The following is a 26,443-nucleotide window of genomic DNA, read 5'->3' on the forward strand; positions in this document are numbered from 1 at the left end:
GGCCGGCGCCCGGGGCCGGGGTCGCGGTCCCCGGGGCCGGGGTCACGGTCCCCGGGGCCGGGGTCACGGTCCCCGGGGCCGGAGGGATCCGGCCCGGTCACGAGCGGGCTCCCGGCTCCCGGCCCTGCCCCGCCGGTCCGGCGAACGCCTGGGCGATGTCCAGCCAACGGCCGGCGTCCGGCCCCGCCGCCGTCACGGCGACGTCGGAGCGGTGCGCGCGCTGGGTGACCAGCAGGCAGAAGTCGAGCGCCGGCCCACTGACCCGCTGTACCGCGTCCGGCGGTCCGTACGCCCATACGGAGACCCCGTCGGGAGCCGTCAGCTCCACCCGGAATTCCGCTTCCGGCACCGGCAGTCCGCGGACGGCGAAGGCGTAGTCACGGGCCCGTACGCCGATCCGGGCGACATGGCGCAGCCGGTCGGTCGGCGTACGGCGGACGCCGAGCGCGTCGGCCACGTCCTGGCCGTGCGCCCAGGTCTCCATCAGCCGGGCGCTGGCCATCGACGCGGCCTTCATCGGCGGCCCGAACCAGGGGAACCGGGCGTCCGGCGCGGCGGCTTCGAGGGCCGCGTCCAGCTCGGCGCGCCCGGACCGCCAGCGGGCCAGCAGTGCGGCGGGCGGCAGCGCGGCGCCCTCGGCCGCGCCGTCGTCGACGAAGCTGCCGGGCGCGGCCAGCGCCACCTCCGTCAGCGCGGCGAAGCCCGCGGCGTCGGTGAGGGACAGCAGCGCCGCCCGGTCGGTCCAGGCCAGGTGGGCGATCTGGTGGGCGACGGTCCAGCCGGGCGCCGGAGTCTTCGCGGCCCAGCCTCCCTCTCCCAACTCGCCTACCAGGAGATCCAGTTCACGCCCCTCCTCTCGGAGGTCGGACCGGACGGCAACGAACGGGTCGAGCACGGTGCGCTCCCCTCGGGGACGACTGCGGCGTGAGGGGAAGACTGGCAGCGCACCGGAAAACAATCAAGCACGCTTGCATGATTTGGCGGAAGAACGCTGCCATGGCCACCGCATCACCACCGCCACCGCCGCCGGCACGACCACCGCCGTTCGTGCCGGCCCTGGGTCCTGGGTACCGGGCCCAAGGCCGCAGGACTCAGACCCTTCGGGTGAAGTCCATCGTCCAGTTGAGCAGCCACGTCTCCCCGCCGTCGGTGGAGAAGGACTGCTCCCAGCGCGCCGAGGTCTCCGTGATGTCCCTCCACACGAACCGCACCCGCACCGGCGTGCCGTCGTGGGTGTCATCGCCGAGGAACTCCCCGCGCCCGTCCCGGAACCGCCCGGTCACCGGAGGGAAGAGGGTCCCGGTCCGTCCGGACGCCCAGTACAGGGACCACGTCTCGCGCACCGGGTCGTAGAGCCGCAGCGTCAGCCCCCCGAACCGCTCCGTCGGGAACTCGATCTCGTCGAAGTTGGCGGCGCCGCCGAAGTGGCGGGAGCCCCGCGTGACCGCCGGGAACTCCTCCCACGCGCTCTTCGGGTCGAGGAAGTCGGTCCGCCGGCGGTTGACCACGTCGAACTCACCGGCGAGGAAGTCGAAATCGTTCATGCCCGGCACGCTACGGACGGTCCACTGACATCATGTGTCAGTGAAGGCCGGCCGACTCCTCTCGATGCTGCTCCTGCTCCAGACCCGGGGCCGGATGACCGCCACCGAGCTGGCGACCGAGCTGGAGGTGTCGGTCCGTACGGTCTACCGGGACGCGGAGGCTCTGGGCGCGGCCGGGGTCCCGCTCTACGCCGACGCCGGCCGCAGCGGCGGCTACCGGCTGCTGGGCGGCTACCGGACCCGGTTGACCGGCCTCAGCACCGGCGAGGCCGAAGCCCTTTTCCTCACCGGTCTGCCGGGCCCCGCCGCCGAACTCGGGCTGGGCCGGGCCCTGTCCGCGGCCCAGCTGAAGCTGCGGGCGGCGCTCCCGCCCGAGCTCCGGGCGCAGGCCGACCGCATGCGGCTGCGCTTCCACCTGGACGCGCCCGGCTGGTACGCCGACCACGTGGAGGTCCCGTACCTGCCGCAGGTCGCGGACGCGGTCTGGCAGAGCCGGGTGGTCGAGATCCGCTACCGCCGCTGGCGGGAGCCGCACGAGGTGGACCGCCGGATCCGGCCGTACGGGCTGGTGCTGAAGGCGGGCCGCTGGTACCTGGTGGCGGCTCCGGACGCTCCCGACACCCCCGACACCCCCGACGCCCCCGGCTCTTCCGACGCCGCCGACGCTCCGGACATGCCCGCCGCGCCCGCCGCGGCTGCGCCCCGCACCTTCCGGGTCGACCAGATCCTGGCGCTGACCGAGACCGGCGCCGCGTTCGACGTCCCCGAGGAGTTCGACCTGGCGGCGCACTGGGGCGCGGCCCAGCGCGACTTCCACAGCAGGCTGCACCAGGCGGAGGCGGTCGTACGGATCTCCCCGCGCGGAGCGGCACAGCTGACCAGGGCGCAGGCACGGGCCCTGGCGCACGGCGCGCCGGACGACGGCGGCGGCAGCGGCAGCGGCAGCGACGGTGGCGGCGACGGCAGCAGCGGCAGCGGCGATCCGGGCTGGGTGCGGGCCACCCTTCCCATCGAGTCGGTGGAGGACGCGGCCCGCCGGTTCCTGGCCATGGGCCCCGAGGTCGAGGTCCTCGGCCCGCCCGAACTGCGCGAGCGGATCGCGGCGGCGGTCCGGATCCTCGCGGCGCGCTACGGGAGTCCGGCCTGAGCCTTGACCCGGGTCTGCGCGCGTACGGCGCCCATGCTCGCCCCGATCACCAGCGCGATCGCGACGGCGTCCGTCAGGGACATCGCCTGGTGCAGCACCAGGAAGCCGGCGGTGGCCGCGATGGCCGGTTCCAGGCTCATCAGGATCGCGAAGGTGGGGGCCGGCAGCCTGCGCAGGGCGAGCAGTTCCAGCGTGTACGGCAGTACGGAGGACAGCACGGCGACTCCGACGCCCAGTGCCAGCGTGCTCGGCACGAGCAGGGCCGAGCCGGCGTCCGCCACGCCGATCGGCAGGGACAGCACCGCGGCGACGGCCATCGCCAGCGCCAGGCCGTCGGCCTGCGGGAACCGCCGTCCGGTCCGCGCGCTGAAGACGATGTACGCCGCCCACATCGCGCCCGCGCCGAGCGCGAACGCGGCGCCGACCGGATCGAGCGAACCGAGGCCGGCACCGGAACCGGAGCCGCCGCCGTGGCCTGACAGCAGGGCCACCCCGCCGAGCGCGAGGGCCGCCCAGAGCAGGTTGACCAGGCGGCGGGAGGCCACGACCGAGAGCGCGAGCGGGCCGAGCACCTCCAGGGTGACGGCGGGGCCGAGCGGGATGCGGTCCACCGCCTGGTAGAACATCCCGTTCATGCCGGCCATCGCCACGCCGAAGGCGAGGACCGTGCCCCAGTCGGCGCGGGAGTGGCCGCGGACCTTCGGCCGGCACAGGAGCAGCAGCACGAGAGCGGCGGCGGCCAGCCGGATCGAGACGACCCCGGCGGCGCCGGCCTTCGGCATGATCATGACCGCGAGCGCCGCGCCGAACTGCACGGACACGCCTGCCGCGAGCACCAGCCCCACCGGCCCGAGGGCGGACCCGCCGGGGCGGCCGGAGGTCGCGGGGGCGGGTCCGGAGGGGGTGGGAACGGGGGCCGTGCTCGCGGCGGGGGTGGTGCTGGTCATTCATCCAGCCTAAGCCCACGGTAAGGAGCATGCGGCCGTGTTTTGCCTTACATGGGCATGTCGTCGAACGTGCCGTCGAACGTGCCGTCGAGGGCATCCGCCAGGACCTCGGCGATGTGGCGGGCGCGGCGGGGGCCGAGTTGCGCGGCCTGGGTACGGCAGGAAAAACCGTCGGCGAGGATCACGGCGTCGTCCGGTGCGGCGCGGAGGGCGGGGAGCAGCTGTTCCTCGGCGCAGGCGACCGAGACCTCGTGGTGGCCGGGCTCGAAGCCGAAGTTCCCGGCGAGGCCGCAGCAGCCGCCGGAGAGTTCGCCGGTGAGACCGGCGCGCTCGCGCAGGCGGCGGTCGGCGGCGTCGCCGAGTACGGCGTGCTGGTGGCAGTGGGTCTGGCCGGCCACGGGGCGGTCGACACGGGGCGGCTGCCAGTCGGGGGCGAACTCTTCGAGGGCCTCGGCGAAGGTGCGTACGGAGGCGGCGAGGCGGGCGGCGCGCGGGTCGTCGGGGAGGAGGGACGGCAGGTCGTCCCTCAGGGCGGCGGCGCAGCTGGGCTCCAGGACGATGAGGGGGTGCCGGGGGGTGCCGAGGGTGTCGAGGGTCCTGCGCATTGCCCTGCGGGCGGCGTCCAGGCGGCCGGTGGAGACGTAGGTCAGGCCGCAGCAGATGTGCCCGGGGCGGGGGCGATGGCCTTCGCCGTGACCCTGGCTCCGGCCCTGGCCCTGGCCCTGGCCCTGGTGCCGGCCCGGGCCCCAGCCCCGGCCCCGGCCCCGGCCCTGATCTCCGGCCAGGACGACGTCGAGGCCGGCCGCCTCGAGCACCCGCACCGCGGCCCGCCCGACCTCGGGCGCGAGGTACTCGGTGAACGTGTCCGGCCACAGTGCGACGCGCGTGCCCTGCGGGCGGCTCTCCCCTCCCCGCCCCTTCCCGAAACCGGGGGCTCCGCCCCCAGCCCCCTCCCGGGGCTCCGCCCCGGACCCACCTCGGGGCTCCGCCCCAAACCCCGCCCCCGCGGGCCGCGGCCCCGGCCCCTCCGGGGGCTGCGCCCCCGGCCCCTCCCCGGCACGCGGCGGAGTCGGGTCATCGGACGCGGTGGGAAGGGGTGTGGGGCGGCGGTGCCACCACTGGGTGAAGGGGGTCGCGGCCAGGGGCGGGAGTGGGCGGGAAGGCGTGAGGCCGGCCAGGCGGCCGATGCCCGGGATGCGCGACAGCGCGTTCAGCGGGCGGGTCAGTCGCAGCGCGGCGGCCAGGCGCAGCCAGGCCGGGAGGCCTCCCAGCACGTAGTGGGCGAGCGGGCGGACACGGCCCGCCCAGTGGTGGTGGAGGAACTCGGCCTTGTACGCGGCCATGTCCACGCCCACCGGGCAGTCGCTGCGGCAGCCCTTGCAGCTCAGGCAGAGGTCCAGCGCCTCCCGGACCTCCTCCGAGCGCCATCCGTCCCCGATCACCGGACCATGTGCGCCGTCCACGGCGGGCGCGCCGGGCGCGCCCAGCAGCATCTCGTGGAGCAGGCGCGCCCGCCCCCGCGTGGAATGGCGTTCCTCTCCCGTCGCGCGGTACGACGGGCACATCACGCCCCCGCCCGGCGCCGTCGGCGTACGGCATTTGGCGACGCCCACGCAGCGGGCCACCTCCTCGGCGAGGGGGAGTTCCGGCAGGCCGGCGAAGCGGAGGTTCTCATCGAGGCGGGCCGGGCGGACCAGGATGCCGGGGTTCATGCCGCCCGCCGGGTCCCACACGTCCTTGTACGCGGAGAAGAGGGCCACGACCTCCGGCCCGTACATCCGCGGCAGGAGTTCCGCCCGGGCCTGCCCGTCCCCGTGCTCGCCCGACAGCGAGCCGCCGTGCGCGACGACCAGGTCCGCGAGGTCCGAGGAGAACGCCCGGTAGCGGGCCACGCCGTCCGCGCCCGCCAGGTCGAAGTCCAGCCGGACGTGGACGCAGCCTTCGCCGAAGTGCCCGTACGGCGCTCCGCGCAGCCCGTAGCGGGCGGTCAGGGCGCGGAACTCCCGCAGGTACGCCCCGAGCCGGGCCGGCGGGACCGCGCAGTCCTCCCAGCCGGGCCAGGCGGCGGTGCCGTCCGGGAGCCGGGTGGCGGTGCCCGCCGCATCCTCCCGGATCCGCCACAGCGCCCGCTGCCCCGCCGGGTCCGCGACCACCACGGTCTCCACCGCGTCCGCCGCCCGGGCCAGCGCCCGCGCCGCCCCCGCGTCCGGCATTTCCACGAACAGCCAGGCCCCGCCCTTCGGCAGGCCCACCGGGTCGCCGCCGAGCAGGTCCGCCGCCATGCCCTCGACGGTCAGCGGCCCGTACGGGAGCAGGCCGGCCGCCGCGTCCGCCGCCGCGCTCTCGTCCGCGTACCCGAGCACCGCCAGGGCGGGTGCGCGCGGCGTCTCCACCAGGCGGACCACCGCCTCCGTCACCACCCCGAGGGTGCCCTCGCTCCCGCAGAAGGCCCGCGCCAGCCGCACGCCCCGCTCCGGCAGCAGTGCGTCCAGCGCGTAGCCGGAGACCCTTCGGCCGAAGTCGGCGGGCATGCGGGTGCGGAGCAGGGCCAGGTGGGAGGTGATGAGCTGTTCCAGGCGCGGCGGGGCGCCCGCCCAACCGGTGCCGATCCGCCGTACGCCGCCGCTCCCACCACCCCCGCCGTCCCCGTACGTCAGTACCGACAGCTCGGCCACGTTGTCCGCCGTGGTCCCCCAGGCCACCGAATGCGGCCCGCAGGCGTTGTTGCCGATCATCCCGCCCAGCGTGCAGCGGGACTTCGTGGACGGGTCCGGTCCAAAAGTCAGTCCGTGCGGGGCGGCGGCCGCCCGGAGCGCGTCCAGGACGAGGCCGGGCTGCACCACCGCCGTCTTCGCCTCCGGGTCCAGGGAGAGCAGCCCGGCCATGTGGCGGGTGAAGTCGAGCACCACGCCGACGCCCGTGGCCTGGCCGCCGATGGACGTACCGCCGCCGCGCGGCACCACCGGGACCCCCGCCTCCGCGCACACCGCCAGGACCGCCGCGACGTCCTCCGCGTCGCGCGGGGCCACCACGCCCAGCGGTACCCGGCGGTAGTTGGACGCGTCCATGGTCACCAGGGCCCGGGCGGTCGTACCGAAGTCCACCTCGCCCCGTATTGCCGCTCGCAGGGCCGTCTCAAGACCGGTCATCCCGCCATCATCCCCCCGGCCCGCCGCGCCGGTCCGCTGTTCACGACCTGATGGTTCCCGTCTCACCCGCTGGACGTCACGCGGCCTGGCCTGCGCGGACCCGATACGCTCCGCTCGTGGCTGAGATCCAGATTCCCGCTGACATCAAGCCCGCCGACGGACGCTTCGGCGCGGGCCCCTCCAAGGTGCGGACGGAAGCGCTGGACGCGCTGGCCGCCACCGGAACCTCCCTGCTCGGTACCTCCCACCGCCAAGCCCCGGTCAAGAACCTCGTGGGCTCCGTGCGCCAGGGCATCCGGGACCTCTTCTCCCTTCCCGAGGGCTACGAGGTGATCCTGGGCAACGGCGGCTCCACCGCCTTCTGGGACATCGCGACGCACGGGCTGATCGAGAACAAGTCCCAGCACCTCACCTTCGGCGAGTTCTCCTCCAAGTTCGCCAAGGCCGCCAAGCTCGCGCCGTGGCTGGCCGACCCGTCCGTGATCTCCTCGGACCCCGGCACCCACCCGGAGCCGGTCGCCGAGGCGGGCGTGGACGTGTACGCGTTCACCCACAACGAGACCTCCACCGGTGTCGCCGCCCCGCTGAAGCGGGTCGCGGGTGCCGACGAGGGCGCGCTGGTCCTGGTGGACGCCACCTCGGGGGCCGGCGGTCTGCCGGTGGACATCACCGAGACCGACGTCTACTACTTCGCCCCGCAGAAGTCCTTCGCCTCGGACGGCGGCCTGTGGCTGGCCGCGTTCTCCCCGGCCGCGCTGGAGCGCGCCGCGCGCGTGCACGCGTCCGGCCGTCACGTCCCGGAGTTCTTCTCGCTGCCGACGGCGATCGACAACTCGCTGAAGAACCAGACGTACAACACCCCGGCGCTCTCCACCCTCTTCCTGCTGAACCAGCAGCTGGAGTGGATCAACGACCAGGGCGGCCTGGACTGGGCGACCTCCCGTACGGCGGCCTCCGCGGCGAACCTGTACGGCTGGGCGGAGGCGTCGAAGTACGCCGAGCCGTTCGTCACGGACGCGGCCAAGCGGTCCTCGGTCATCGGCACGATCGACTTCTCGGAGGACATCGACGCGGCGGCGATCGCCAAGGCGCTGCGCGCGAACGGGATCGTCGACACGGAGCCGTACCGGAAGCTGGGCCGGAACCAGCTGCGGATCGCCATGTTCCCGGCGATCGACCCGGCGGACGTGGCCGCGCTCACGGCGTGCGTGGACTATGTGATCGAGCGGCTCTGACCTTCGACCGGGTGATGGAGCCGCTCCGACCTTCGACCGGGTGATCGAGCGGCTCTGATCCTCGACCAGGCGATCGAGCGGCTCCGACGCTCCCGCCGAGCGGCACCGAGGCCCCTGTCCCGCGCGGGACGGGGGCTTCGCGCTTTCCCCGTTCGCCGGCCGGGCGGCGCCGTCCCGTGTGCCCGCCCCCGCCCGAGCTCTCAAGGCGGTCGGATGCCGGTCGGGACTTTGGTCCTGAATGTCCGGGTCCGGGCAACCACCGGGGCGGGATGTCCCTCATGTCTGATGTGTCGGGAAATCGGCCCGGCTCGCCCGTACAGGAGGAACTCCATGCGCAAGGCATTCGCCGTCCCCGCTGCCGCGCTCGTCACGACGCTGTCCCTCGGCCTCTCCGTCGCGGCCTCCACCGCGGCGTTCGCCGCCGGAATACCCGCCGCCCCCATCGCCCCTGCCCCCATCGCCCCTGCCGCCCCCGCCGTCCCGCACGCGCGCACCGCGCCGGCCGAGGTGCGGCTGTCCGGCGGTACGGCCGCGCCCGGTGAGGAGGTCCGCCTGACGGTCGGCGCGCCCCGCGGCACCACCGGACTGGCCCTCTCCTCCCAGGCTCTGGACGGCACCGCGTTCCGGCCCGCCGGACCCGGCCTGTGGACGGCCGCCGTCAAGGTGAAGGGCGTGCGGGACGGCGCCTACAGCGTCACCGTCACCGGCACCACCGCCGACGGCACCCCCGTCAGCGCCTCCGCCCAGCTGAACGTGCAGGCCCGCGCGGCCCAGCCGGCCGAGGACCGGCTGTGGCTGTCCACCGACTTCGGACGGCCCGGTGACCGGGTGACCGTCGTCGTCAGCACCGACCGGACCGACCGGACCGACCGGACCTCCCGCCACAACGCCTTCGTCAGCTCCGCCGCCTTCGCCGGCGGACACGTGGACCCGAGGAAGACCGGTGCCGGCACGTGGACCGGCACCGCCGTCGTCGCCCGGGACGTACGGACCGGCCACTACGGCGTGGACGCCTTCGCCGGCGGCCGGAAGTTCGACACCGTCAGGTTCGCCACCGAGGCGGGCACCCCCGCGCCCCGGCAGGCGGATCCCGTCTGATCACCGGCTCGGCCCGGCAGCCCCCGAAGGGACTCCAACGCGGTGGTCTTCGCCCATCCCACCGGCAAGGCGCAGGGCGCACTCCCCCGCGGAAGGGCCCGGCCCGCGCACGATACCTTCAGGGTCCCGGTACGACAGGAGGCATCGGCGTGAGCGTACGAGTGACGGCGGCCCGGAGTGGCACGGACCCCTTCGGCACGGCCCGGCTGCGACGCGGGGTGCTCGACGCCTGGGGTGCGGGCCCGGCCCGGTTCCGCGAGGACGCCAACGCCGAGGAGGACCTGGCGCTCGGCGGCTACCGGGACCGCCTCGTCGTCGAACTGGCGCAGAACGCCGCCGACGCCGCCGCCCGCGCCGGGGTGCCCGGCCGGCTCCGGCTCACCCTGCACCCCGGCGACGGCGACGACCCGCACGGCGCGCTCGCCGTGGCCAACACCGGTGCCCCGCTGGACGCCGCCGGCGTGGAGTCGCTGAGCACCCTGCGGGCCTCCGCCAAGCGGGAGACCGCGGCGGAGAGCGTCGGCCGGTTCGGCGTGGGCTTCGCCGCGGTGCTCGCCGTCACCGACGAGCCGGCCGTGATCGGCCGGCACGGCGGGGTCCGCTGGTCGCTGGCCGAGGCCCGCGAGCTGGCCGCGGACACCGCGAAGGCCAGCCCCGGCCTGGGCGACGAACTGCGCCGCCGCGACGGCCATGTTCCGCTGCTCCGGCTGCCGTTGCCCGCCGAGGGGACCGCCCCCGAGGGTTACGACACCGTGGTGGTGCTGCCGCTGCGCGACACGGCCGCCGCCGACCTGACCGAGCGCCTGCTCGCCGGCATCGACGACGCGCTGCTGCTGACCCTGCCCGGCCTGGCCGAGGTGGTCGTGGAGACCCCGTCCGGGGTGCGGACCCTGCGCCGCCGCACCGAGGGCCCGTACACCGAGATCAGCGACGGCACCGCCGAGGGCACCGAGGTCCGGCGCTGGCGGACCGTCCGGCACACCGGCACCCTCGACCGGGGGCTGCTCGCCGACCGGCCCGTCGAGGAACGGCTCCGGCCCGCGTGGACGGTGTCGTGGGCGGTGCCCGTGGACGCGCAGGGCGCGCCCGTACGGCCGGACACCGCGCCGGTGGTGCACGCCCCCACCCCCACCGACGAGCCCCTCGGCATCCCCGCGCTGCTCATCGCCTCGCTCCCGCTCGACACCACCCGCCGGCACCCGGCGCCCGGCCCGCTGACCGACTTCCTGGTGGCGCGGGCGGCCGAGGCCTACGCCGAACTCCTCGGCGGCTGGGAGCCGGTGAGCACCGCGCTCATCGACCTGGTGCCGGGCCGGCTCGGCAAGGGCGAGCTGGACGGGGCGCTGCGCGCGGCGGTCCTGGAGCGGCTGCCGCGGACCGCGTTCCTGGCTCCGGCGGCCCCGTCGGAGGAGCTCACCGCGCTGCGCCCGTTCGAGGCCGAGGTGGTCGAGGGCGCGGGCGCCGACACCGTCGCGGTGCTCGCCGAGGTGCTGCCGACCCTGCTGCCCGCCGGGCTGGAGCGCCGCCCCGAGCTGCGCACCCTGGGCGTGGGCCGGCTGCCGCTCGGGGACGCCATCGAGCGCATCGCGGGCGTGGAGCGGTCCCCGCAGTGGTGGTACCGGCTGTACGACAGCCTGGCCGGGGTGGACCCGGACCGGCTGAGCGGGCTTCCGGTGCCGCTCGCCGTCGAGGAGGGCGAGGTCCCGGCCGGGCCGCGCACGGCGATCGGCCCCCGGCACATCCTGTTGCCCGGCCCGGACACCCCGCCGGGCCTGGCCCGGCTCGGGCTGAAGATCGCGCACCCGGACGCGGCGCACCCGCTGCTGGAGAAGCTCGGCGCGATCCCGGCGAACCCGCGGGCGGTGCTGACCACCCCGCAGGTGCGGGCGGCGGTCGCGGCCTCGCTGGACGCCGGTGAGATCTGGGACGAGGACGCGCCGGACCCGGAGGAGCTCGCCGAGGTCGTGCTGGGCCTGGTCCGGGACGCGGACCTGATGCCCGGCGACGAGCCGTGGCTGGGCGCGCTGGCGCTGCCCGACGAGGACGGGGAGCCGACCCCGGCCGGTGAGCTCCTGCTGCCGGGTTCGCCGTTCGCGTCGGTCATCCGGGAGGGTGAACTCCCGTACGTGGACCAGGAGCTGGCGGACCGCTGGGGCGAGCAGCCGCTGACCGCGGTCGGCGTGCTGGCCGGGTTCCAGCTGGTCCGGGCCGCCGACGTGGTGCTGGACCCGGACGAACTGGAGCCGCGCGACGGCGACTTCGCCGAGCCGGACGACGTGGGCCTGCTGGACGCGGTCGACGTGTGGTGCGAGGACGTGCTGGACCAGCTGCCGGAGACATCGGTGCCGCCGGTGGCGACCGAGCTGGTGGCCGTACGGGACCTGGACCTGGTGGACGACGACCGCTGGCCGCAGGCGCTCGCCATGCTCGCCCAGCCGCCGCTGCGGGACGCGCTGACCCAGCCGGTGCGGGTGCTGCTGCCGGACGGCACCACGCAGACGGTCCGCCCGTACACGGCGTGGTGGCTGCGCGACCACCCGGTGCTCGACGGGCGCCGTCCGGCGGGCTTGCGGGCGGCGGGCGGCGACCCCCTGCTGGAGGGGCTGTACACCTCGGCGGACGCCACGGGCTTTGAGGACGAGCAGGTGCTGCGCGCGCTGGGCGTACGGACCTCGGTGGCGGCGCTGCTCGACGAACCGGGCGGCGCGGCCGAGCTGCTGGGGCGGCTCGCCGACCCCGACCGCGAGGTGACGGGACGGCAGCTGCACGCCCTCTACGGGGCGCTGGCCGAGTTGGACCCGGAGCAGGTCACGCTCCCGGACGAGCTGCGCGCGGTGGTGGACGGCGAGGTGGTGGTGGCCGACGCGGCGGATGCGGTGGTCGCGGACGCCCCGGACCTGCTTCCGCTCACGGCCGGGTTGCCGCTGCTGCCGGTGGCCCCGGCCCGGGCCGCCGACCTGGCCGATCTGCTCCAGGTGCGGCGCCTCTCGGAGACGGTCCCGGCGGAGGTCACCACCCCGGGCGAGGAGCACGACGTACCGGAGTCGGTGCACGTGCTGCTGGGTCCGGCGACCCCGGCGGCGTACCTGGAGCACGAGGAGCTCGTGGCGGGCGGTGTGGAGCTGGACTGGCGCCTCACCCGGGACGGGGTGCTCCACGCGGCCACCCTGGAGGGGGTGGCGGCGGGCCTGGCCTGGGCGGCCGGCCAGTGGCCGCGGCGCTTCGAGGTGGCTGCCCTGCTGGAGGACCCGTCCCGGACGGCGGAACTCGCCCGGGACCGCTGGTTCGACTGACCCGGCCGCCGGTTCCCGCCGGTTCGGCCGGCCTCCCCGCCCTGCGTCGCGGGCAGGGGGCCGGTCCGTACGGCGGGCCCCGCCCCGAGCCGGCCGGTGATCGTTTCTGCGGTGAATCCACTGGTCCGGACGGGTGAAGGAGCGCAACCCGCCCTGTCGGCGGCCGGGGCTCGGCCACTACACCGATGCACATGATCAAGAACCTGAAGCGGGTGCTTCCCGCGCTCGCCCTGTCCGCGCTGCCGCTGCTCACCACCGCTCCGCCCGCGCACGCGCAGGGCTATTTCCAGATCCCCACCCAGCTGAACGGCAGGTGTCTGGCCACCAACGGCGACAACGTCGAGGTGGCGGACTGCCGGCGCACCGGCAACCAGCTCTGGTACTGGGAGGGCAGCAAGCTCGTCAACGTCGCCGAACTGCACTGCCTGGACCTGCGGCACGGTGAGCTCAACGGTGCGATCCAGGCGGTCGGCGACTGCCACGGCCTGGCCAACCAGCGCTGGAAGAAGGAGGGCGACTGGCTGCGCAGCGAGGTGAACTGGCAGTGCGTGGGCGTCCAGAACAACGGTGACCCGAGCAACCACGCCGGGGTCAACGTCCGCGACTGCGGGAACAACTCCTGGCAGCGCTGGAACCTGCCCGCCCCGCCGGCCTGATCCGAAGGGCGCTCCCGGGCCGGCCGTGCGCGGGCGCGGGGCCGCACCTGGGGGCGGCCCCGCGCACTGCGGCGACCGGCAGACCGGCCTCCCGGGTCAGAAGGCCTTGGTCCAGTCGGCCGCCATCGAGCGGAACGTGCCGCCGGCCGCGGGGGTGCGGAACATCGTCGTCGGGTCGGGCCGGGAACGCCGACACACAGCGCCCGCCTTCCAATGGCCCAGCGGAATCCCGCCGTCCGCACGCCTGCGCTTACGCCGGCCCGTACGCATGCCCGTGGGCCCGTACGGACGTACGCCCGTACGTCCGCGGGGCACCTCTCAGGCCGGGAACTTCCGGTCCACCCAGTGGAAGGCGGCCTCGATCAGGACGGAGGCGCCGGCGGCGATGGCGACCGCCGTCCACGGCATCGTGGTGCCGACCAGCTTGAGCTGGAAGAAGTCCTGGAGCCAGGGCACGACGAGCACGATCAGGAAGGCCAGTCCCATCGCGGCGACCAGGGCCACCCGCCACCAGGTGTACGGGCGGGCGATGATCGCCAGGACCCACATGGAGGTCAGGAACAGCGTGAGCGTGGCCGCGCTGGTCTCGGCCTCCAGGGCGCCTTCGCCGCTGTAGTGCGCACGGGCCACCAGGTAGGTGACGAAGGTGGCGACGGCGGCGATCGCTCCGCCGGGGATGGCGTACCGCATCACCCGTTTCACGAAGTGCGGTTTGGCGCGCTCCTTGTTCGGGGCCAGGGCCAGGAAGAAGGCCGGGACGCCGATGGTGAGGGTGGACAGCAGGGTCAGGTGGCGCGGCAGGAAGGGGTACTCCACCTGTGAGCAGACCACCAGGACGGCGAGCAGGACGGAGTAGACCGTCTTGGTGAGGAAGAGGGTCGCGACTCGGGTGATGTTGCCGATGACCCGGCGGCCTTCGGCGACCACGGAGGGCAGAGTCGCGAAGGAGTTGTTCAGCAGCACGATCTGCGCGACGGCGCGGGTGGCCTCCGAGCCGGAGCCCATCGAGACGCCGATGTCGGCGTCCTTCAGCGCGAGGACGTCGTTGACGCCGTCGCCGGTCATGGCGACGGTGTGGCCGCGGGACTGGAGCGCTCCGACCATGTCGCGCTTCTGCTGCGGGGTGACCCGTCCGAACACGGCGTTCCGACTGAGTTCCTCGCCCATGGCGTCCTGCTCGGCGGGCAGCCGCCGGGCGTCGACGGTGTTCTCCGCGCCGGGCAGGCCCAGCTTCCCGGCGACCGCGCTGACCGATACCGCGTTGTCGCCGGAGATGACCTTGGCCTGGACGTCCTGCTCGTCGAAGTAGCGCAGGGTGTCGGCGGCGTCCGGGCGCAGCCGCTGTTCCAGGACGACCAGCGCGGTGGGCCGGAGTCCGGCGGCGACTGGGCCGTCGTCGGGGGCGTCGAGTTCGCGGGCGGAGCGGGCGAGGAGCAGGACGCGCAGGCCCTGCTCGTTGAGGTGGTTGATCTCCTCCAGGGTGGGGTCCCCGGCCGGGAGGAGGACGTCGGGGGCGCCGAGCAGCCAGGTGGAGCCCTCGCCGTCGCCCTCGGTGAAGCTGGCCCCGCTGTACTTGCGGGCCGAGGAGAAGGGCAGCGACTCGGTGCAGCGCCACTCCTCGCTGTCGGGGTAGGCGTCGATGATGGCCTGGAGGCTGGCGTTGGGGCGGGGGTCGGACTCGCCGAGGGCGCCGAGCACCTTCTTGACGTACGCGGGTTCCGCCCCGCCGAGGGTGCGGACCTCGGTGACGTCCATGCCGCCCTCGGTGAGGGTGCCGGTCTTGTCCAGGCAGACCACGTCCACCCGGGCCAGGCCCTCGATCGCGGGGAGCTCCTGGACCAGGCACTGCTTGCGGCCCAGCCGGATGACCCCGATGGCGAAGGCGACGGAGGTGAGCAGGACGAGGCCCTCGGGGATCATCGGGACGATGCCGCCGACGGTGCGGGCGATGGAGTCCTTGAGGTTGTTTTCCTTGACGATCAGCTGGCTGATGATCAGGCCGATGGAGGTCGGGATCATCATCCAGGTGACGTACTTGAGGATGGTGGAGATGCCGGAGCGCAGCTCGGAGTGGACGAGCGTGAACCGGGACGCCTCCTCGGCGAGCTGGGCGGCGTAGGCCTCGCGGCCGACCTTGGTGGCGGTGAAGGCGCCGCCGCCGGCCACCACGAAGGAGCCGGACATGACCTGGTCGCCGGGCTTCTTCAGGACGGGGTCGGCCTCGCCGGTGAGCAGGGACTCGTCGATCTCCAGGCCGTCGGCCTCGCCGACCACGCCGTCGACGACGACCTTGTCACCGGGCCCGAGCTCGATGACGTCGTCGAGGACGATCCCGGAGGTGGAGATCTCGGCGGTGGTGCCGTCGCGGCGGACGCTGGGTTTGGCCTCGCCGATGACGGCCAGGCCGTCCAGGGTCTTCTTGGCGCGGAGTTCCTGGACGATGCCGATGCCGGTGTTCGCGATGATCACGAAGCCGAAGAGGCTGTCCTGGATGGGCGCGACGAACAGCATGACCACCCAGAGGACGCCGATGATGGCGTTGAACCGGGTGAAGACGTTGCCGCGGACGATGTCGGCGGTGGAGCGGCTGCTGCGGACGGGTACGTCGTTGACGGCGCCGCGGGCGACGCGTTCGGCGACCTCGGCGGTGGTCAGGCCGTCCGGCTTGAAGCGCGGCGCGGGCAGGGCCACCGGGTGGACGGGGTCGAGTTCCGCCCCGGCGTCGATGGCGGGACCCCGGTCCGGGCCTTCGTGGTCGATTCCTGCCCGCTGCGTCATGCATCCGACGTTAAGCGCGTCGGCGACCGCCCACCCGCCGAAATGTCTGAAGATCCGACTTCAGGATGAGCCGGATCATTCGCCGGTCGGCCCGCCGGCCGGGATCATCCGGCGGTCGGGATCATTGGGCGGTCGGGACCTTTCGGCGGCCGGGACCTTTCGGCGGCCGGGACCTTTCGGCGGCCGGGATCATTCGGCGGTCGGGATCATTCGGCGGTCGGGTCGGCGGCCCGCTGCGCCGCGTCCCGCTTGATCGCCGCGTCGCGCTTGCGGACGTACCAGATGCCGATCAGGCCGAGCCCGGCGCCCGCGGCGCAGGTCCACACCCACCACAGCAGGTCCCGGTCGGCGAACCAGCCGTAGAAGGGGAGCTGGACCAGGAACATGGCGAACCACAGGATCGTCCCGCCGACGATGGTCGCCACCACGGGCCCTTCGAGGGGCTCAGGCGCCTCGTGCCTCACGGGCGCCTTCAGAAATCCGGCCATGAGGCCAGTCTAGGTGCGCCATGAGAGGTTCTACGCGCGGAGATGGACGTCACTTCGTTCATGTGTTCATACTGAAACGGTTTGCGTCTGAAGGGTTTCGCTCATGCGAACCCACAAAACGAACCCCCTTGAGGACCGGATGAGCACCACGGCCCCCACCGCCCCGGCGTCGCACTCCCCCGCACCCGCCGGGCAGCAGAGTTCCGCACTGGACCGCTACTTCAAGATCTCCGAGCGCGGCTCGACCGTGGCCCGCGAGGTCCGCGGCGGCTTCGCCACCTTCTTCGCGATGGCGTACATCATCGTGCTGAACCCGATCATCCTGGGCAGCGCCAAGGACATGTACGGGCACCAGCTCGACGGCGGCCAGCTGGTCACCGCCACCGTGGTGACCGCCGCCTTCACCACGCTCCTCATGGGCGTCATCGGCAACGTCCCCATCGCGCTCGCGGCGGGCCTCGGCGTGAACACCGTCGTGGCCCTCCAGCTCGCCCCCAGGATGAGCTGGCCGGACGCGATGGGCATGGTCGTCCTGGCCGGCTTCGTGGTGATGCTGCTGGTCGCCACGGGCCTGCGCGAGCGGGTGATGAACGCCGTCCCGCTGGGTCTGCGCAAGGGCATCGCGATCGGCATCGGCCTGTTCATCATGCTGATCGGCCTGGTGGACTCCGGCTTCGTCACCCGCATCCCGGACGCCGCCCACACCACAGTGCCGCTCCAGCTCGGCGGCAACGGGCACCTGCACGGCTGGCCGGTCCTGGTCTTCGTCCTCGGCGTGCTGCTGACCCTGGCCCTGCTGATCCGCAAGACGCCGGGCGCGATCCTGATCTCCATCGTGGTGATGACCGTGGCCGCGGTCGCCGTCCAGGCGGTCACCGCACTGCCGGGCCAGGCCTGGGGGCTGACCGTGCCGGAGTGGCCGGGCAACCCGGTCGCCGCGCCCGACTTCGGCCTGATCGGCCAGGTGAGCCTGTTCGGCGGCTTCGGGAAGGTCGGACTGCTGACCGGCCTGCTGTTCGTCTTCACCGTCCTGCTGTCCTGCTTCTTCGACGCGATGGGCACGATCCTCGGCGTCGGCGACGAGGCCAAGCTGATCGACAAGGACGGCAACTTCCCCGGCATCAACAAGGTCCTGCTGATCGACGGCCTCGCCGTGGCCTCCGGAGGCGCGAGCTCCTCCTCGGCCACCACCTGCTTCGTGGAATCCACCGCGGGCGTCGGCGAAGGCGCCCGCACCGGTCTGGCCAACGTGGTCACGGGCGGCCTCTTCGCGGTCGCGCTGTTCCTCACCCCGCTGGCGACGATGGTTCCGTCCCAGGCCGCCACCCCGGCGCTGGTCGCCGTCGGCTTCCTGATCCTGGCGGGCTCGGTGAAGGACATCGACTGGAGCGACTTCACCATCGCCGTCCCGGCCTTCCTGGCGATGGTGATGATGCCCTTCACCTACTCGATCACCAACGGCATCGGCATCGGCTTCATCGCCTTCAGCGCCCTGCGGCTGGCCACCGGCCGCGGCCGCGAGGTGCCGGCGGCCATGTACGTCGTGTCGGCGGTGTTCGTCTTCTACTACGCGATGCCGGCGCTGGGTCTGACCTGACCCGGCCGGGCCTCAGGTGAGGCCGTAGAACTTCTCCGTCTCGTCGACCGCCGCCTTGAAGCGCTCGTCGAAGTCGTCGCGAATGAGCGTCCGGACCACGTAGTCCTGGACGCTCATTCCGCGTTTGGCGGCATGAGTCCGGAGGCGGTCCAGGAGCTCCCCGTCTATGCGCATGCTCAGCACATGTGTCCCCATGGCGAAAGCGTCGGGGCACGGGGTGCGGGCGCGGGCCGCTTTCAGCAGCCGTCTCACTCGTACGAGTGACTGCGGGTGTGACGGACGCACGCCCGTGTTCCGGTTGGGGAACCGATTGTTCTTTAGGCAGGGTAATGAGTTACTCTAAAGAACATGCTTGATCTCTCCCATGGCGACGATGCTGCCGCCGTGAACGATCTCCGCTCGGCCGTCATGCGGCTGGGCCGGCGCCTGAAGCACCAGCGCGTCGACGAATCGCTGAGCCCGACCGAGATGTCGGTCCTCGGCACCCTCGCCCGCTGCGGACAGGCCACCCCCGGTGAGCTCGCCCGGCGGGAGCACGTCCAGCCGCCCTCGATGACCCGCATCGTCGCGCTGCTGGAGGCCAAGGGTCTGGTCAGGCTGGAACCGCACCCGGACGACCGCCGACAGAAGGTCGTCACCCAGACGGAGCAGGCCGAGGTGATGCTCGAACAGAGCCGCCGCAAGCGGAATGCCTTCCTGGCCGGGCTCGCGGCCGAGCTGACCGAGGACGAATGGGCGAAGCTGAGAGAGGCAGCGCCCGTCCTGGAAAAGCTCGCGCACCTGTAGGAAGCACGACGCGAGGAGGCGAAAGCCCTTGAGTACGGGAAACGGAGCAGACTCCGCACCCGGGCCGATATCCACCACCAAACACTCGATGTTCAGCTCGCTGAGAGTCCGGAACTACCGGCTCTTCGCGACGGGACAGGTCGTCTCGAACACCGGTACCTGGATGCAGCGCATCGCCCAGGACTGGCTCGTCCTCTCCCTCACCGGCTCGGCCTCCGCCGTCGGCATCACCATCGCCCTGCAGTTCCTGCCGATGCTCCTGTTCGGCCTCTACGGCGGCGTCCTCGCCGACCGGCTGCCCAAACGGCCGCTGCTGATCGCCACCCAGGCCGCGATGGGCGTCACCGGAGTCGCCCTCGCCGTGCTGACCCTGACCGGTCACGTCCAGGTGTGGCACGTCTACCTGACCGCCTTCCTGCTCGGCCTGGTCACCGTCGTCGACAACCCCGCGCGGCAGACCTTCGTCGCCGAGATGGTCGGCCCGGAACAGCTGCCCAACGCGGTCAGCCTGAACTCCGCGAACTTCCAGTCCGCGCGCCTGGTGGGCCCCGCCGTCGCCGGTGTGCTGATCACCGCCTTCGGATCTGGCTGGGCCTTCCTGCTCAACGGCCTGTCCTACGCCGCCCCGGTCGCCGGACTGCTGCTGATGCGCCCCGCCGAGCTGCACCGCAGCACCGTCCAGCCGCGCGCCCGGGGCCAGCTCCGGGAGGGCCTGCGCTATGTCGCCGGCCGCCCCGACCTGGTCTGGCCGATCGTGCTGATCGGGTTCATCGGCACCTTCGGGTTCAACTTCCCGATCTGGCTGTCCGCCTTCGCCGACGACGTCTTCCACGGCGGCGCCGGCACCTACGGCCTGTTCAACACCCTGATCGCCGTCGGCTCCCTGGCCGGCGCCCTGCTGGCGGCCCGGCGCGGCCCGTCCCGGCTGCGGGTGCTGGTGGCGGCCGCCGCGCTGTTCGGCGCCCTGGAGGTGGTCACCGCCTTCGTGCCCGGCTTCTGGCTGTTCGCCGCCCTGCTGGTGCCGATCGGGATGTTCGGCCTCACGGTCAACGTGGTGGCGAACTCCGGCGTGCAACTGGCCACCGACCCTGAGATGCGGGGCCGGGTGATGGCCCTGTTCATGATGGTGTTCACCGGCGGCACCCCGGTGGGCGCACCGCTCGTCGGCTGGGTCACCGACCACTACGGCGCCCGCGTCGGCATGGCCGCCGGCGGCGCGGTGGCCCTGGCCGCGGCGGTGGTGGTGGGCCTGGTCCTGGCCCGGGTCGGCGACCTGCGGCTGAGCGTCACCCGGCACGGCGTGGCCTTCGTACCGGCCCCCCGCAGGGCTACGCTCGCGGCATGAGACTGTTCGCCGCCGTGCTGCCCCCCGAGGCCGCCATCGCCGAACTGCGCGCGGCCGTGGCCGCGCTGCCCCGGGCCGGCCGGCTCCGCTGGACCGGCGAGCCGGGGTGGCACTTCACCCTCGCCTTCATGGGCGAGGTGGAGGAGCGGCTCCTGCCCGAGCTGGACACCCGCATGGAACGCGCGGCCCACCACACCGCGCCCTTCCGGCTCCGGCTGCACGGCTGCGGGCACTTCGGGAACCGCGCCCTGTGGATCGGGGCGGCCGGCTCGCTGGACGGCGTACGGATGCTCGCCGAGCGGGCCGACGCCGCGGCCCGGCGGGCCGGTGTGGCCATGGAGCAGCACCGCCGCTACACCCCGCACCTCACCCTCGCCCGCGGCATCCAGGGCGAGCACACCGATCTGCACCCCTACCTGGAGGCCCTCGACGGCTTCGAGGGCACCCCGTGGCGGGTCGAACAGCTCCACCTGGTCCGCAGCAACCTCCCCACCAGCGGCGTTCCCGGCGAGAGGCCCCGCTACGAGGTCCTGCGGTCCTGGCCGCTGGTCGGGTGAGGCAGCCGTCCGCCGGACGGGGAGGGCCCCGGCCACCGGGCGGGTGGGGTGTGGTCCACGCCATTCGTTACGCTCGATGCGTGGATCCCAAGACCCGAAACCGTGTGATGGCCGGTGTGCTCGTGCTGATGTTCGCCCTCGTGGCGTTCACATCGGCCCTGAAGTAGCCCCGTTCCGGGCCGGCGAACCGGCCCGGAACGGAGCCCCGGCGCAGGTCACCCGGTGCGGGTCACCCGGTGCAGGTCACTCTTGCGCACGTCACCAGGCGAAGGCCTCCGGGGACGGGCCCGGGCCCGGGAAGATCTCGTCCAGCCCGGCCAGCACCTCCCCGCCCAGCTCCAGCTCCAGCGCCCGCAGCGCGCTCTCCAGCTGCTGCGGCGTACGCGGCCCCACGATCGGGCCGGTCACCCCGGGCCGGGTCAGCAGCCAGGCCAGGGCCGTCTCGCCCGGCTCCAGGCCGTGCTTGTCGAGCAGGTCCTCGTACGCCTGCACCTTCGCCCGCACCGCGGTGTCGGCCAGCGCCTCCGCGGTCCGGCCCTCGGCGCGGCGCCCGCCCGAGACCTCCTTCTTGATCACTCCGCCGAGCAGCCCGCCGTGCAGCGGGGACCACGGGATCACCCCGAGGCCGTACTCCTGCGCGGCCGGGATCACCTCCATCTCGGCGCGGCGCTCGTGGAGGTTGTACAGGCACTGCTCGCTGACCAGGCCGACCATGCCGCGGCGGGCGGCGGTCTCGTTCGCCTGGGCGATCTTGTAGCCGGGGAAGTTCGAGGAACCGGCGTAGAGGATCTTGCCCTGCTGGATCAGGACGTCCACGGCCTGCCAGATCTCCTCGAAGGGCGTCAGCCGGTCGATGTGGTGGAACTGGTACAGGTCGATGTAGTCCGTGCGCAGCCGGCGGAGGCTGGCCTCCACGGCGCGCCGGATGTTCACGGCGGAGAGGCGGTCGTGGTTGGGCCAGGCGTCCCCGTCGGCCGCCATGTTCGCGTAGACCTTGGTGGCGAGCACCGTCTTGTCGCGGCGGCCCGCGCCGTGCGCGAACCAGGAGCCGATGATCTCCTCGGTACGGCCCTTGTTGACGCCCCATCCGTAGGCGTTGGCGGTGTCGAAGAAGTTCAGACCGGCGTCGAGGGCCGCGTTCATGATGGCGTGGCTGGTCTCTTCGTCCGTCTGGGGACCGAAGTTCATCGTGCCGAGGACGAGGCGGCTGACCTTGAGTCCGGTGCGTCCGAGCTGCGTGTACTCCATGCCTCCCAAGCCAACTGCTTGGAGTCCACTCGAGGCAAGTGGATGCCAGGGCTCAGTCGCGAGGGAACTCGTCGGTCCGCAGGGTGACCCCGAGGTCCGTATCGGTGAGGTCGATGGCGTCGCCGAAGTCGAACTTCAACTCGCTCATGTATTCGCCGTCCTTGGGGTTCGAGTAGACCTTGCACCTTCCGGTGTACGGGTCGGCGATCAGATAGACGTGCACGCCTGCTTCGGCGTACGCCTCCTTCTTCGGCCCGTAGTCGTTCATCCCGGTCCGCTTCGAGACGACCTCCCCGACGAACATGACGTCCTCATAGGGGTAACGCCCGTCTTCACCCAGCGCCGCACCCTCACGAAGCAGTACGACATCCGCGCAGAACCCGTTGAGATAGCCCGGGTAGTCGATCCGGACGTCGGACAGGATCCGTTTCATCGGGTACTTGGTCGCCAGCTGCCGGCAAACGTCGAAGATGATCTGCCAGTGGGTCTGGCGCTGCGGCGACATGAAAATGTTCCCCTCGACAACGTCGATCCGATATCCCTCGGGGAACGCCTTCTCGATCCACTCGAAGATCTCATCGAGGGTCGGTTCCGTGTCGCTCATGGCCATCTCGATCCTGTCGTTCTCTACGACGGTCATCGTGGCGCTCCTCCCCGCAGCCGCGTGGTTGCAGGCAGTCGCCACGTACAACGATACGACCGGCCGTCAGGACACGCGGGCTTCGTACACACCTCCGATGCCCCACGCCTGGTGCATCACCGCGGCGAACTCCCCGGCCAGGCGGTGTTCGCCGGAGGCGTTGGGGTGGGTGCCGTCGTAGGTGTCGTAGTGGATGTCGTACGCCTCGGGGCGGGCCGCCAGGAGGAGGGGGGAGGCGTCCGTCGACAGGTCGGCGACCGCCTTGGCGAGCAGCTCGTTGAAGCGGGCCACCTCGGCCGCGAACTCGGCGTCCGCCTCGGCCCGGCTGTTGGGGATGACCGGCAGCAGCACCATCCGGACCGACGGGCGGGCCTCGCGGGCGGCCGCGACGAAGGCACGGACGTTGGCGGCGGTCTGCTGGGCGTCGGTGTAGAAACCGAGGTCGATCAGGCCCAGGGAGATCAGCAGGACGTCCGGCTTGTGGGCGGCGACCGTGTCCCGTGCGACCGGGGCCATGTGCTGCCAGCCCTCGCCCCAGCCGGCCAGGTGGCGGCGGGCGTGCGAGGGGAAGCCGGGGTCGGCGTAGTCGTGGGAGACCGGCGCGTCGGCGAAGGTGTCGTACAGCTCGGTGCGCGGTCCGACGATCTTGTACGGGCCACCGAAGGTGGTGTTGAGGTGCTGCCACATCCGGTAGCGCCAGGTGTAGTCGCCGGCGCGTCCGATGGTCATGGAGTCGCCGACGAACATGAAACGCATCCCGACATCATCGTGGATCGGACCGGCCGTGCCGCTGTGATGCCGGACACCCCGGCGCACACGCCCCGCGCACCGCGCACCGCGTCCGATGGTCATGGAGCTGCCGACGAAGCTGCCGACGGACATGAAACGCCTCCGGCCCTGCCGCCGTGCGACCGGACACTTTGGCACGCTGGGAGCATGCGTCTTCCGTCCGCCGCCGCCCTGCCCGCCGCCGTGGTGCCCGCCGTGGCCGCCGCCGCCCTCGCCCTGGTCCCGTCGACGGCCTTCGCGGAGGGGGCGCCGCAGACCTTCGTGATAGAGGACCCGCGGATCACCGAGTCCAGCGGCCTGGCCGCCAGCCGGATCCACCCGGGCGTGTACTGGACGCACAACGACAGCGAGGACGGCCCCTACGTCTACGGCGTGGACGCGGCCACCGGCCGTACGGTCGCCCGGGTCACGCTGACCGGCATCGGGCAGCCGCGCGACGTCGAGGCGATCTCCCTCGGCCCGGACGGGCAGCTGTACGTCGGCGACATCGGCGACAACCGCAACGGCACCTGGAAGCACGTGTGGATCTACCGCTTCCCGGAGCCCAAGCAGCTGGGCGACTCCACGGTGAAGGCCACCCAGTTCACCGTGACGTACGCGGACGGCCCACGGGACGCCGAGGCCCTGATGGTGCACCCGAAGACGGGGCGGGTCTACATCGCCAGCAAGGACAAGGAGAAGGGCGGGCTCTACGAAGGCCCGGCGAAGCTGGCCACGGGCGGCTCCAACGTGTTCCGGCGGGTCGCGGCCCTGCCGTGGGTGACGGACGGCGCGTTCTCCCCGGACGGCACCCGCCTGGCCGTCCGCGGCTACCTGTTCGCCCGTACGTACCGCTTCGAGGGCGGCAGGCCGGTGGGCGAGGGGGACCGGGTGGACGCGCCCTGGCAGGGGCAGGCGGAGTCCGTGACGTACTCGGCGGACGGTTCGGCGCTGATGTTCGGCGCGGAGGGCCCGCGCAGCGAGGTCGTGGCCGTCCCGGTGCCGCCGTCGGCCGGGGGCTCCCCGGGCGCCTCGGGGAAGCCCGCCGCCAGGCCCGGTGCCAAGCCCGGCGGCGCCGGTCCCGGCGGCGGGCAGGCCGCGGAGGACCCGGGCAGCGGGAACCTCACCCTGGGCGCGCTGGTGCTGGGCGGGGCGGTCGCCCTCTGGCTGGGCGGACGGCGGCTGTTCCGCCGGTCACGGGGGTAACCTCCGCACAGAGCGGCCGACTTGGGCGGGGGCGCGGGAGCGGGTGGGGGCGGGGGCATGGACGAGGACATGGTGGGGCTGACCGGCCGGGTGACCGGCACGGTGGGGCCGGGGCTGGTCGGCGAGGTCATCGTGCGGATCCGGGGCGGGGCCGAGCACTTCCTGGCCTACCCGGCACTCGGCGAGGAGCGGATCGAGACCGGGCGGGTGGTGACGGTGGTGGAGTACCTGCCGCCGCGGACGGTCTACGTGACGGCCGCGTACGACCGCTGAGGGGCACGGTCGGTTCCAGGCGCTGGCCCCGGCGCTCGCTCCGGCGCGTGACCGGCCGTGTTGCGGTCGCGTGCGGTGCGTATCAGGACGGCGACAAGGTGCTCCCGGCATCTGGTCCCGGCGCGTGACAGGTCGCACACTCCCCTTCACCGGTGCCGAACCGTACGGCACCGCACTAAGGGGGCGAATGCCGATGACGATCGGCGTCGTGGCGGGCCTGGTGCTCGCAGCCGTTCTCGGCCTGATCGGCCTGTTCAAGCTGATGTGGAGAGTGGCCGAACCGAACGAGGCACTCATCATCTCCGGTTCCACCCACAAGACGGAGGGGCTGGGCGAGGGCATGGGGTTCCGGATCGTCACCGGACGCGGAACCCTCGTCCTGCCCGGCGTCCAGGCGGTACGGAAACTCTCCCTGGACCTCAACGAGACCCAGCTGTCGGTGGACTGCGTGACCCAGCAGGGCATCCCGCTGCGGGTGAAGGGCGTGGTCATCTTCAAGGTGGGCGACGACTACGTGTCGATCGCCAACGCGGCGCGCCGCTTCCTGGACCAGCAGAAGATCATGCCCGAGCGGGTGCACATCGTGTTCGCCGGTCATCTCCGCGCCATCGTCGGCGGGTTGACGGTGGAGGACATGATCCGGGACCGGGAGAAGCTGACCGGCCAGACCCGGGGGGCCTGCGGCACCGAGATGGAGAAGCTGGGCCTGATCGTCGACTCGCTGCAGATCCACGAGATCGAGGACCCGACCGGCTACATCAAGAACATGGCGATGCCGCACGCGGCGGCGGTCCAGCGGGACGCGCGGATCGCGCAGGCCGAGGCGAACCGGATGGCCACGGAGGCCGAACAGGCCGCGGCGGCACGGATGTCGGAGGCCACCCGGGACTCGGAGATCCTGCAGGCCGGCTACCAGGCCGAACGGGACAAGGCGTCGGCCTCGGCCCGGCAGGCCGGCCCGCTCGCGGACGCGGCGGCCCGGCAGGAGGTCGTGGTCCAGGAGACCCGGGTCGCGGAGCTGGAGGCGCGGCGGAAGGAGCAGCAGCTGCAGGCGGACGTACGGAAGCCCGCGGACGCCCTCGCGTACGAGACCCGTACGCTCGCGGAGGCCGAGCGGGACGCCCGCATCTCGGCGGCCGAGGCCAAGGCGCGGGAGACCGAGCTGGCCGCGGCGGCCGAGGGCACGTCGGTGCGGACGGCGGCCGAGGCGGAGGCCGCGGCCACCGAGGCGCGCGGCGTGGCCAACGCCAAGGCGACCCGGGCCACCGGTGAGGCCGAGGCCGAGGCGACCCGGGCCAAGGGCCTGGCCGCGGCCGAGGCGGCGAAGGCCAAGGGGCTCGCGGAAGCCGACGCGATCAAGGCGCGGGCGGCCGCGCTGGCGGAGAACCAGGAGGCGGTGGTCGCGCAGCAACTCGCCGAGAACTGGCCGAAGATCGTGGAGGCCGGCGCGTCCGCGTTCGGCAACGTGGAGCACATGGTGCTGCTCAACGGCGCCGACGGCATGGCCGACATGTTCGCCAAGGCCCTGACGATGGGCGGCACGGGCCTGGGGCTGGCACGCAAGCTGCTCGCCTCGATGGACGACGGGGGAGGTACGGCCGGCGCCGCGCGGGAGGGGAACCGGCTCAACGGGTCCGGCCCGGGGACGCCCGTCCCGATCACGGAGGACGTCCCCTGAGCCGCGGCTT

The 26,443-nt window shown here is 73.2% G+C and carries 22 protein-coding genes; 12 read left to right on the plus strand and 10 right to left on the minus strand.

Annotated features, from left to right (window positions below; all coding sequences use genetic code 11):
• Window positions 1-97: 97 nt before the first annotated feature.
• Window positions 98-895 carry a TIGR03084 family metal-binding protein gene (locus AC067U_RS14205; protein ID WP_478829939.1) on the minus strand — a complete coding sequence of 266 codons (798 nt, stop codon included), beginning with the start codon at window positions 893-895 and terminating at the stop codon, window positions 98-100.
• A 196-nt stretch (window positions 896-1,091) separates the two neighbouring features.
• Complete coding sequence (locus AC067U_RS14210; RefSeq protein ID WP_478829940.1) at window positions 1,092-1,544, minus strand: hypothetical protein; 453 nt, start codon at window positions 1,542-1,544, stop codon at window positions 1,092-1,094.
• 40 nt (window positions 1,545-1,584) lie between these two features.
• Between AC067U_RS14210 and AC067U_RS14215 the strand changes: the two genes are divergently transcribed.
• A complete protein-coding gene (locus tag AC067U_RS14215; protein WP_478829941.1) occupies window positions 1,585-2,691 on the plus strand; it encodes a helix-turn-helix transcriptional regulator in 1,107 nt (368 codons plus the stop codon).
• Here AC067U_RS14215 and AC067U_RS14220 read toward each other — a convergent pair.
• Both AC067U_RS14220 and AC067U_RS14225 read right to left on the minus strand, forming a co-directional pair.
• A complete protein-coding gene (locus tag AC067U_RS14220; protein ID WP_478829942.1) occupies window positions 2,673-3,638 on the minus strand; it encodes an EamA family transporter in 966 nt (321 codons plus the stop codon). The genes AC067U_RS14215 and AC067U_RS14220 overlap by 19 nt on opposite strands.
• A gap of 47 nt (window positions 3,639-3,685) precedes the next feature.
• Complete coding sequence (locus AC067U_RS14225; protein ID WP_478829943.1) at window positions 3,686-6,787, minus strand: FAD-binding and (Fe-S)-binding domain-containing protein; 3,102 nt, start codon at window positions 6,785-6,787, stop codon at window positions 3,686-3,688.
• A 116-nt stretch (window positions 6,788-6,903) separates the two neighbouring features.
• On the opposite strand from AC067U_RS14225, the gene serC reads away from it, so the two are divergent.
• The 4 genes from serC to AC067U_RS14245 all read left to right on the plus strand — a co-directional run bounded on the left by serC (window position 6,904) and on the right by AC067U_RS14245 (window position 13,069).
• Entirely contained in the window at window positions 6,904-8,022 is a 1,119-nt protein-coding gene (gene serC / locus AC067U_RS14230) for a phosphoserine transaminase (RefSeq protein WP_478829944.1), read from the plus strand.
• A gap of 330 nt (window positions 8,023-8,352) precedes the next feature.
• Complete coding sequence (locus AC067U_RS14235) at window positions 8,353-9,120, plus strand: hypothetical protein (protein WP_478829945.1); 768 nt, start codon at window positions 8,353-8,355, stop codon at window positions 9,118-9,120.
• Window positions 9,121-9,269: 149 nt separating this feature from the next.
• Window positions 9,270-12,413 (plus strand): sacsin N-terminal ATP-binding-like domain-containing protein, encoded by a 3,144-nt coding sequence (locus tag AC067U_RS14240; RefSeq protein WP_478829946.1) that lies wholly within the window; start codon window positions 9,270-9,272, stop codon window positions 12,411-12,413.
• 191 nt (window positions 12,414-12,604) lie between these two features.
• Window positions 12,605-13,069, plus strand: coding sequence for a ricin-type beta-trefoil lectin domain protein (locus tag AC067U_RS14245; protein ID WP_478829947.1), 465 nt, complete (start codon window positions 12,605-12,607; stop codon window positions 13,067-13,069).
• Between the two features lie 318 nt (window positions 13,070-13,387).
• Here AC067U_RS14245 and AC067U_RS14250 read toward each other — a convergent pair whose 3' ends face one another.
• The gene (locus AC067U_RS14250) at window positions 13,388-15,847 is read right to left on the minus strand and encodes a cation-translocating P-type ATPase (protein WP_478829948.1); all 2,460 of its coding nucleotides are present in this window, start codon (window positions 15,845-15,847) and stop codon (window positions 13,388-13,390) included.
• Window positions 15,848-16,053: 206 nt separating this feature from the next.
• On the minus strand, window positions 16,054-16,335 hold the full coding sequence (locus AC067U_RS14255) for a DUF2530 domain-containing protein (protein WP_478829949.1): 282 nt from the start codon (window positions 16,333-16,335) through the stop codon (window positions 16,054-16,056).
• Window positions 16,336-16,474: 139 nt separating this feature from the next.
• On the opposite strand from AC067U_RS14255, the gene AC067U_RS14260 reads away from it, so the two are divergent.
• Window positions 16,475-17,932: an NCS2 family permease gene (locus tag AC067U_RS14260; RefSeq protein ID WP_478830120.1), complete on the plus strand. Its 1,458-nt coding sequence runs from the start codon at window positions 16,475-16,477 to the stop codon at window positions 17,930-17,932.
• 12 nt (window positions 17,933-17,944) lie between these two features.
• Here AC067U_RS14260 and AC067U_RS14265 read toward each other — a convergent pair whose 3' ends face one another.
• Window positions 17,945-18,127, minus strand: a complete 183-nt coding sequence (locus AC067U_RS14265; protein ID WP_030156886.1) for a hypothetical protein — start codon at window positions 18,125-18,127, stop codon at window positions 17,945-17,947.
• Window positions 18,128-18,280: 153 nt separating this feature from the next.
• Here AC067U_RS14265 and AC067U_RS14270 point away from each other — a divergent pair, with 153 nt between their 5' ends.
• The 3 genes from AC067U_RS14270 to thpR are packed head-to-tail and all read left to right on the plus strand — an operon-like array spanning window position 18,281 to window position 20,620.
• Window positions 18,281-18,718, plus strand: a complete 438-nt coding sequence (locus AC067U_RS14270) for a MarR family winged helix-turn-helix transcriptional regulator (protein ID WP_478829950.1) — start codon at window positions 18,281-18,283, stop codon at window positions 18,716-18,718.
• Between the two features lie 28 nt (window positions 18,719-18,746).
• The gene (locus tag AC067U_RS14275) at window positions 18,747-20,063 is read left to right on the plus strand and encodes an MFS transporter (RefSeq protein ID WP_478829951.1); all 1,317 of its coding nucleotides are present in this window, start codon (window positions 18,747-18,749) and stop codon (window positions 20,061-20,063) included.
• Complete coding sequence (thpR, locus tag AC067U_RS14280) at window positions 20,060-20,620, plus strand: RNA 2',3'-cyclic phosphodiesterase (protein ID WP_478829952.1); 561 nt, start codon at window positions 20,060-20,062, stop codon at window positions 20,618-20,620. Before AC067U_RS14275 ends, thpR begins: the two co-directional genes overlap by 4 nt.
• Before the next feature lie 258 nt (window positions 20,621-20,878).
• Here the strand turns inward: thpR and AC067U_RS14285 are convergent, their stop codons facing one another.
• From AC067U_RS14285 to AC067U_RS14295, 3 genes are all read right to left on the minus strand, one after another.
• Window positions 20,879-21,868 carry an aldo/keto reductase gene (locus AC067U_RS14285; protein WP_478829953.1) on the minus strand — a complete coding sequence of 330 codons (990 nt, stop codon included), beginning with the start codon at window positions 21,866-21,868 and terminating at the stop codon, window positions 20,879-20,881.
• A gap of 52 nt (window positions 21,869-21,920) precedes the next feature.
• A complete protein-coding gene (locus tag AC067U_RS14290; RefSeq protein WP_478829954.1) occupies window positions 21,921-22,508 on the minus strand; it encodes a Uma2 family endonuclease in 588 nt (195 codons plus the stop codon).
• A 66-nt stretch (window positions 22,509-22,574) separates the two neighbouring features.
• Window positions 22,575-23,264: a GDSL-type esterase/lipase family protein gene (locus AC067U_RS14295; protein ID WP_478829955.1), complete on the minus strand. Its 690-nt coding sequence runs from the start codon at window positions 23,262-23,264 to the stop codon at window positions 22,575-22,577.
• Between the two features lie 180 nt (window positions 23,265-23,444).
• On the opposite strand from AC067U_RS14295, the gene AC067U_RS14300 reads away from it, so the two are divergent.
• The 3 genes from AC067U_RS14300 to AC067U_RS14310 all read left to right on the plus strand — a co-directional run bounded on the left by AC067U_RS14300 (window position 23,445) and on the right by AC067U_RS14310 (window position 26,433).
• The gene (locus AC067U_RS14300) at window positions 23,445-24,482 is read left to right on the plus strand and encodes a WD40 repeat domain-containing protein (RefSeq protein WP_478829956.1); all 1,038 of its coding nucleotides are present in this window, start codon (window positions 23,445-23,447) and stop codon (window positions 24,480-24,482) included.
• A gap of 69 nt (window positions 24,483-24,551) precedes the next feature.
• A complete protein-coding gene (locus AC067U_RS14305) occupies window positions 24,552-24,755 on the plus strand; it encodes a hypothetical protein (protein WP_393573772.1) in 204 nt (67 codons plus the stop codon).
• A gap of 187 nt (window positions 24,756-24,942) precedes the next feature.
• Window positions 24,943-26,433: a flotillin family protein gene (locus AC067U_RS14310; protein WP_478829957.1), complete on the plus strand. Its 1,491-nt coding sequence runs from the start codon at window positions 24,943-24,945 to the stop codon at window positions 26,431-26,433.
• Window positions 26,434-26,443 lie beyond the last annotated feature (10 nt).

The organism is Streptomyces sp. NPDC043853 (genome assembly GCF_056436025.1).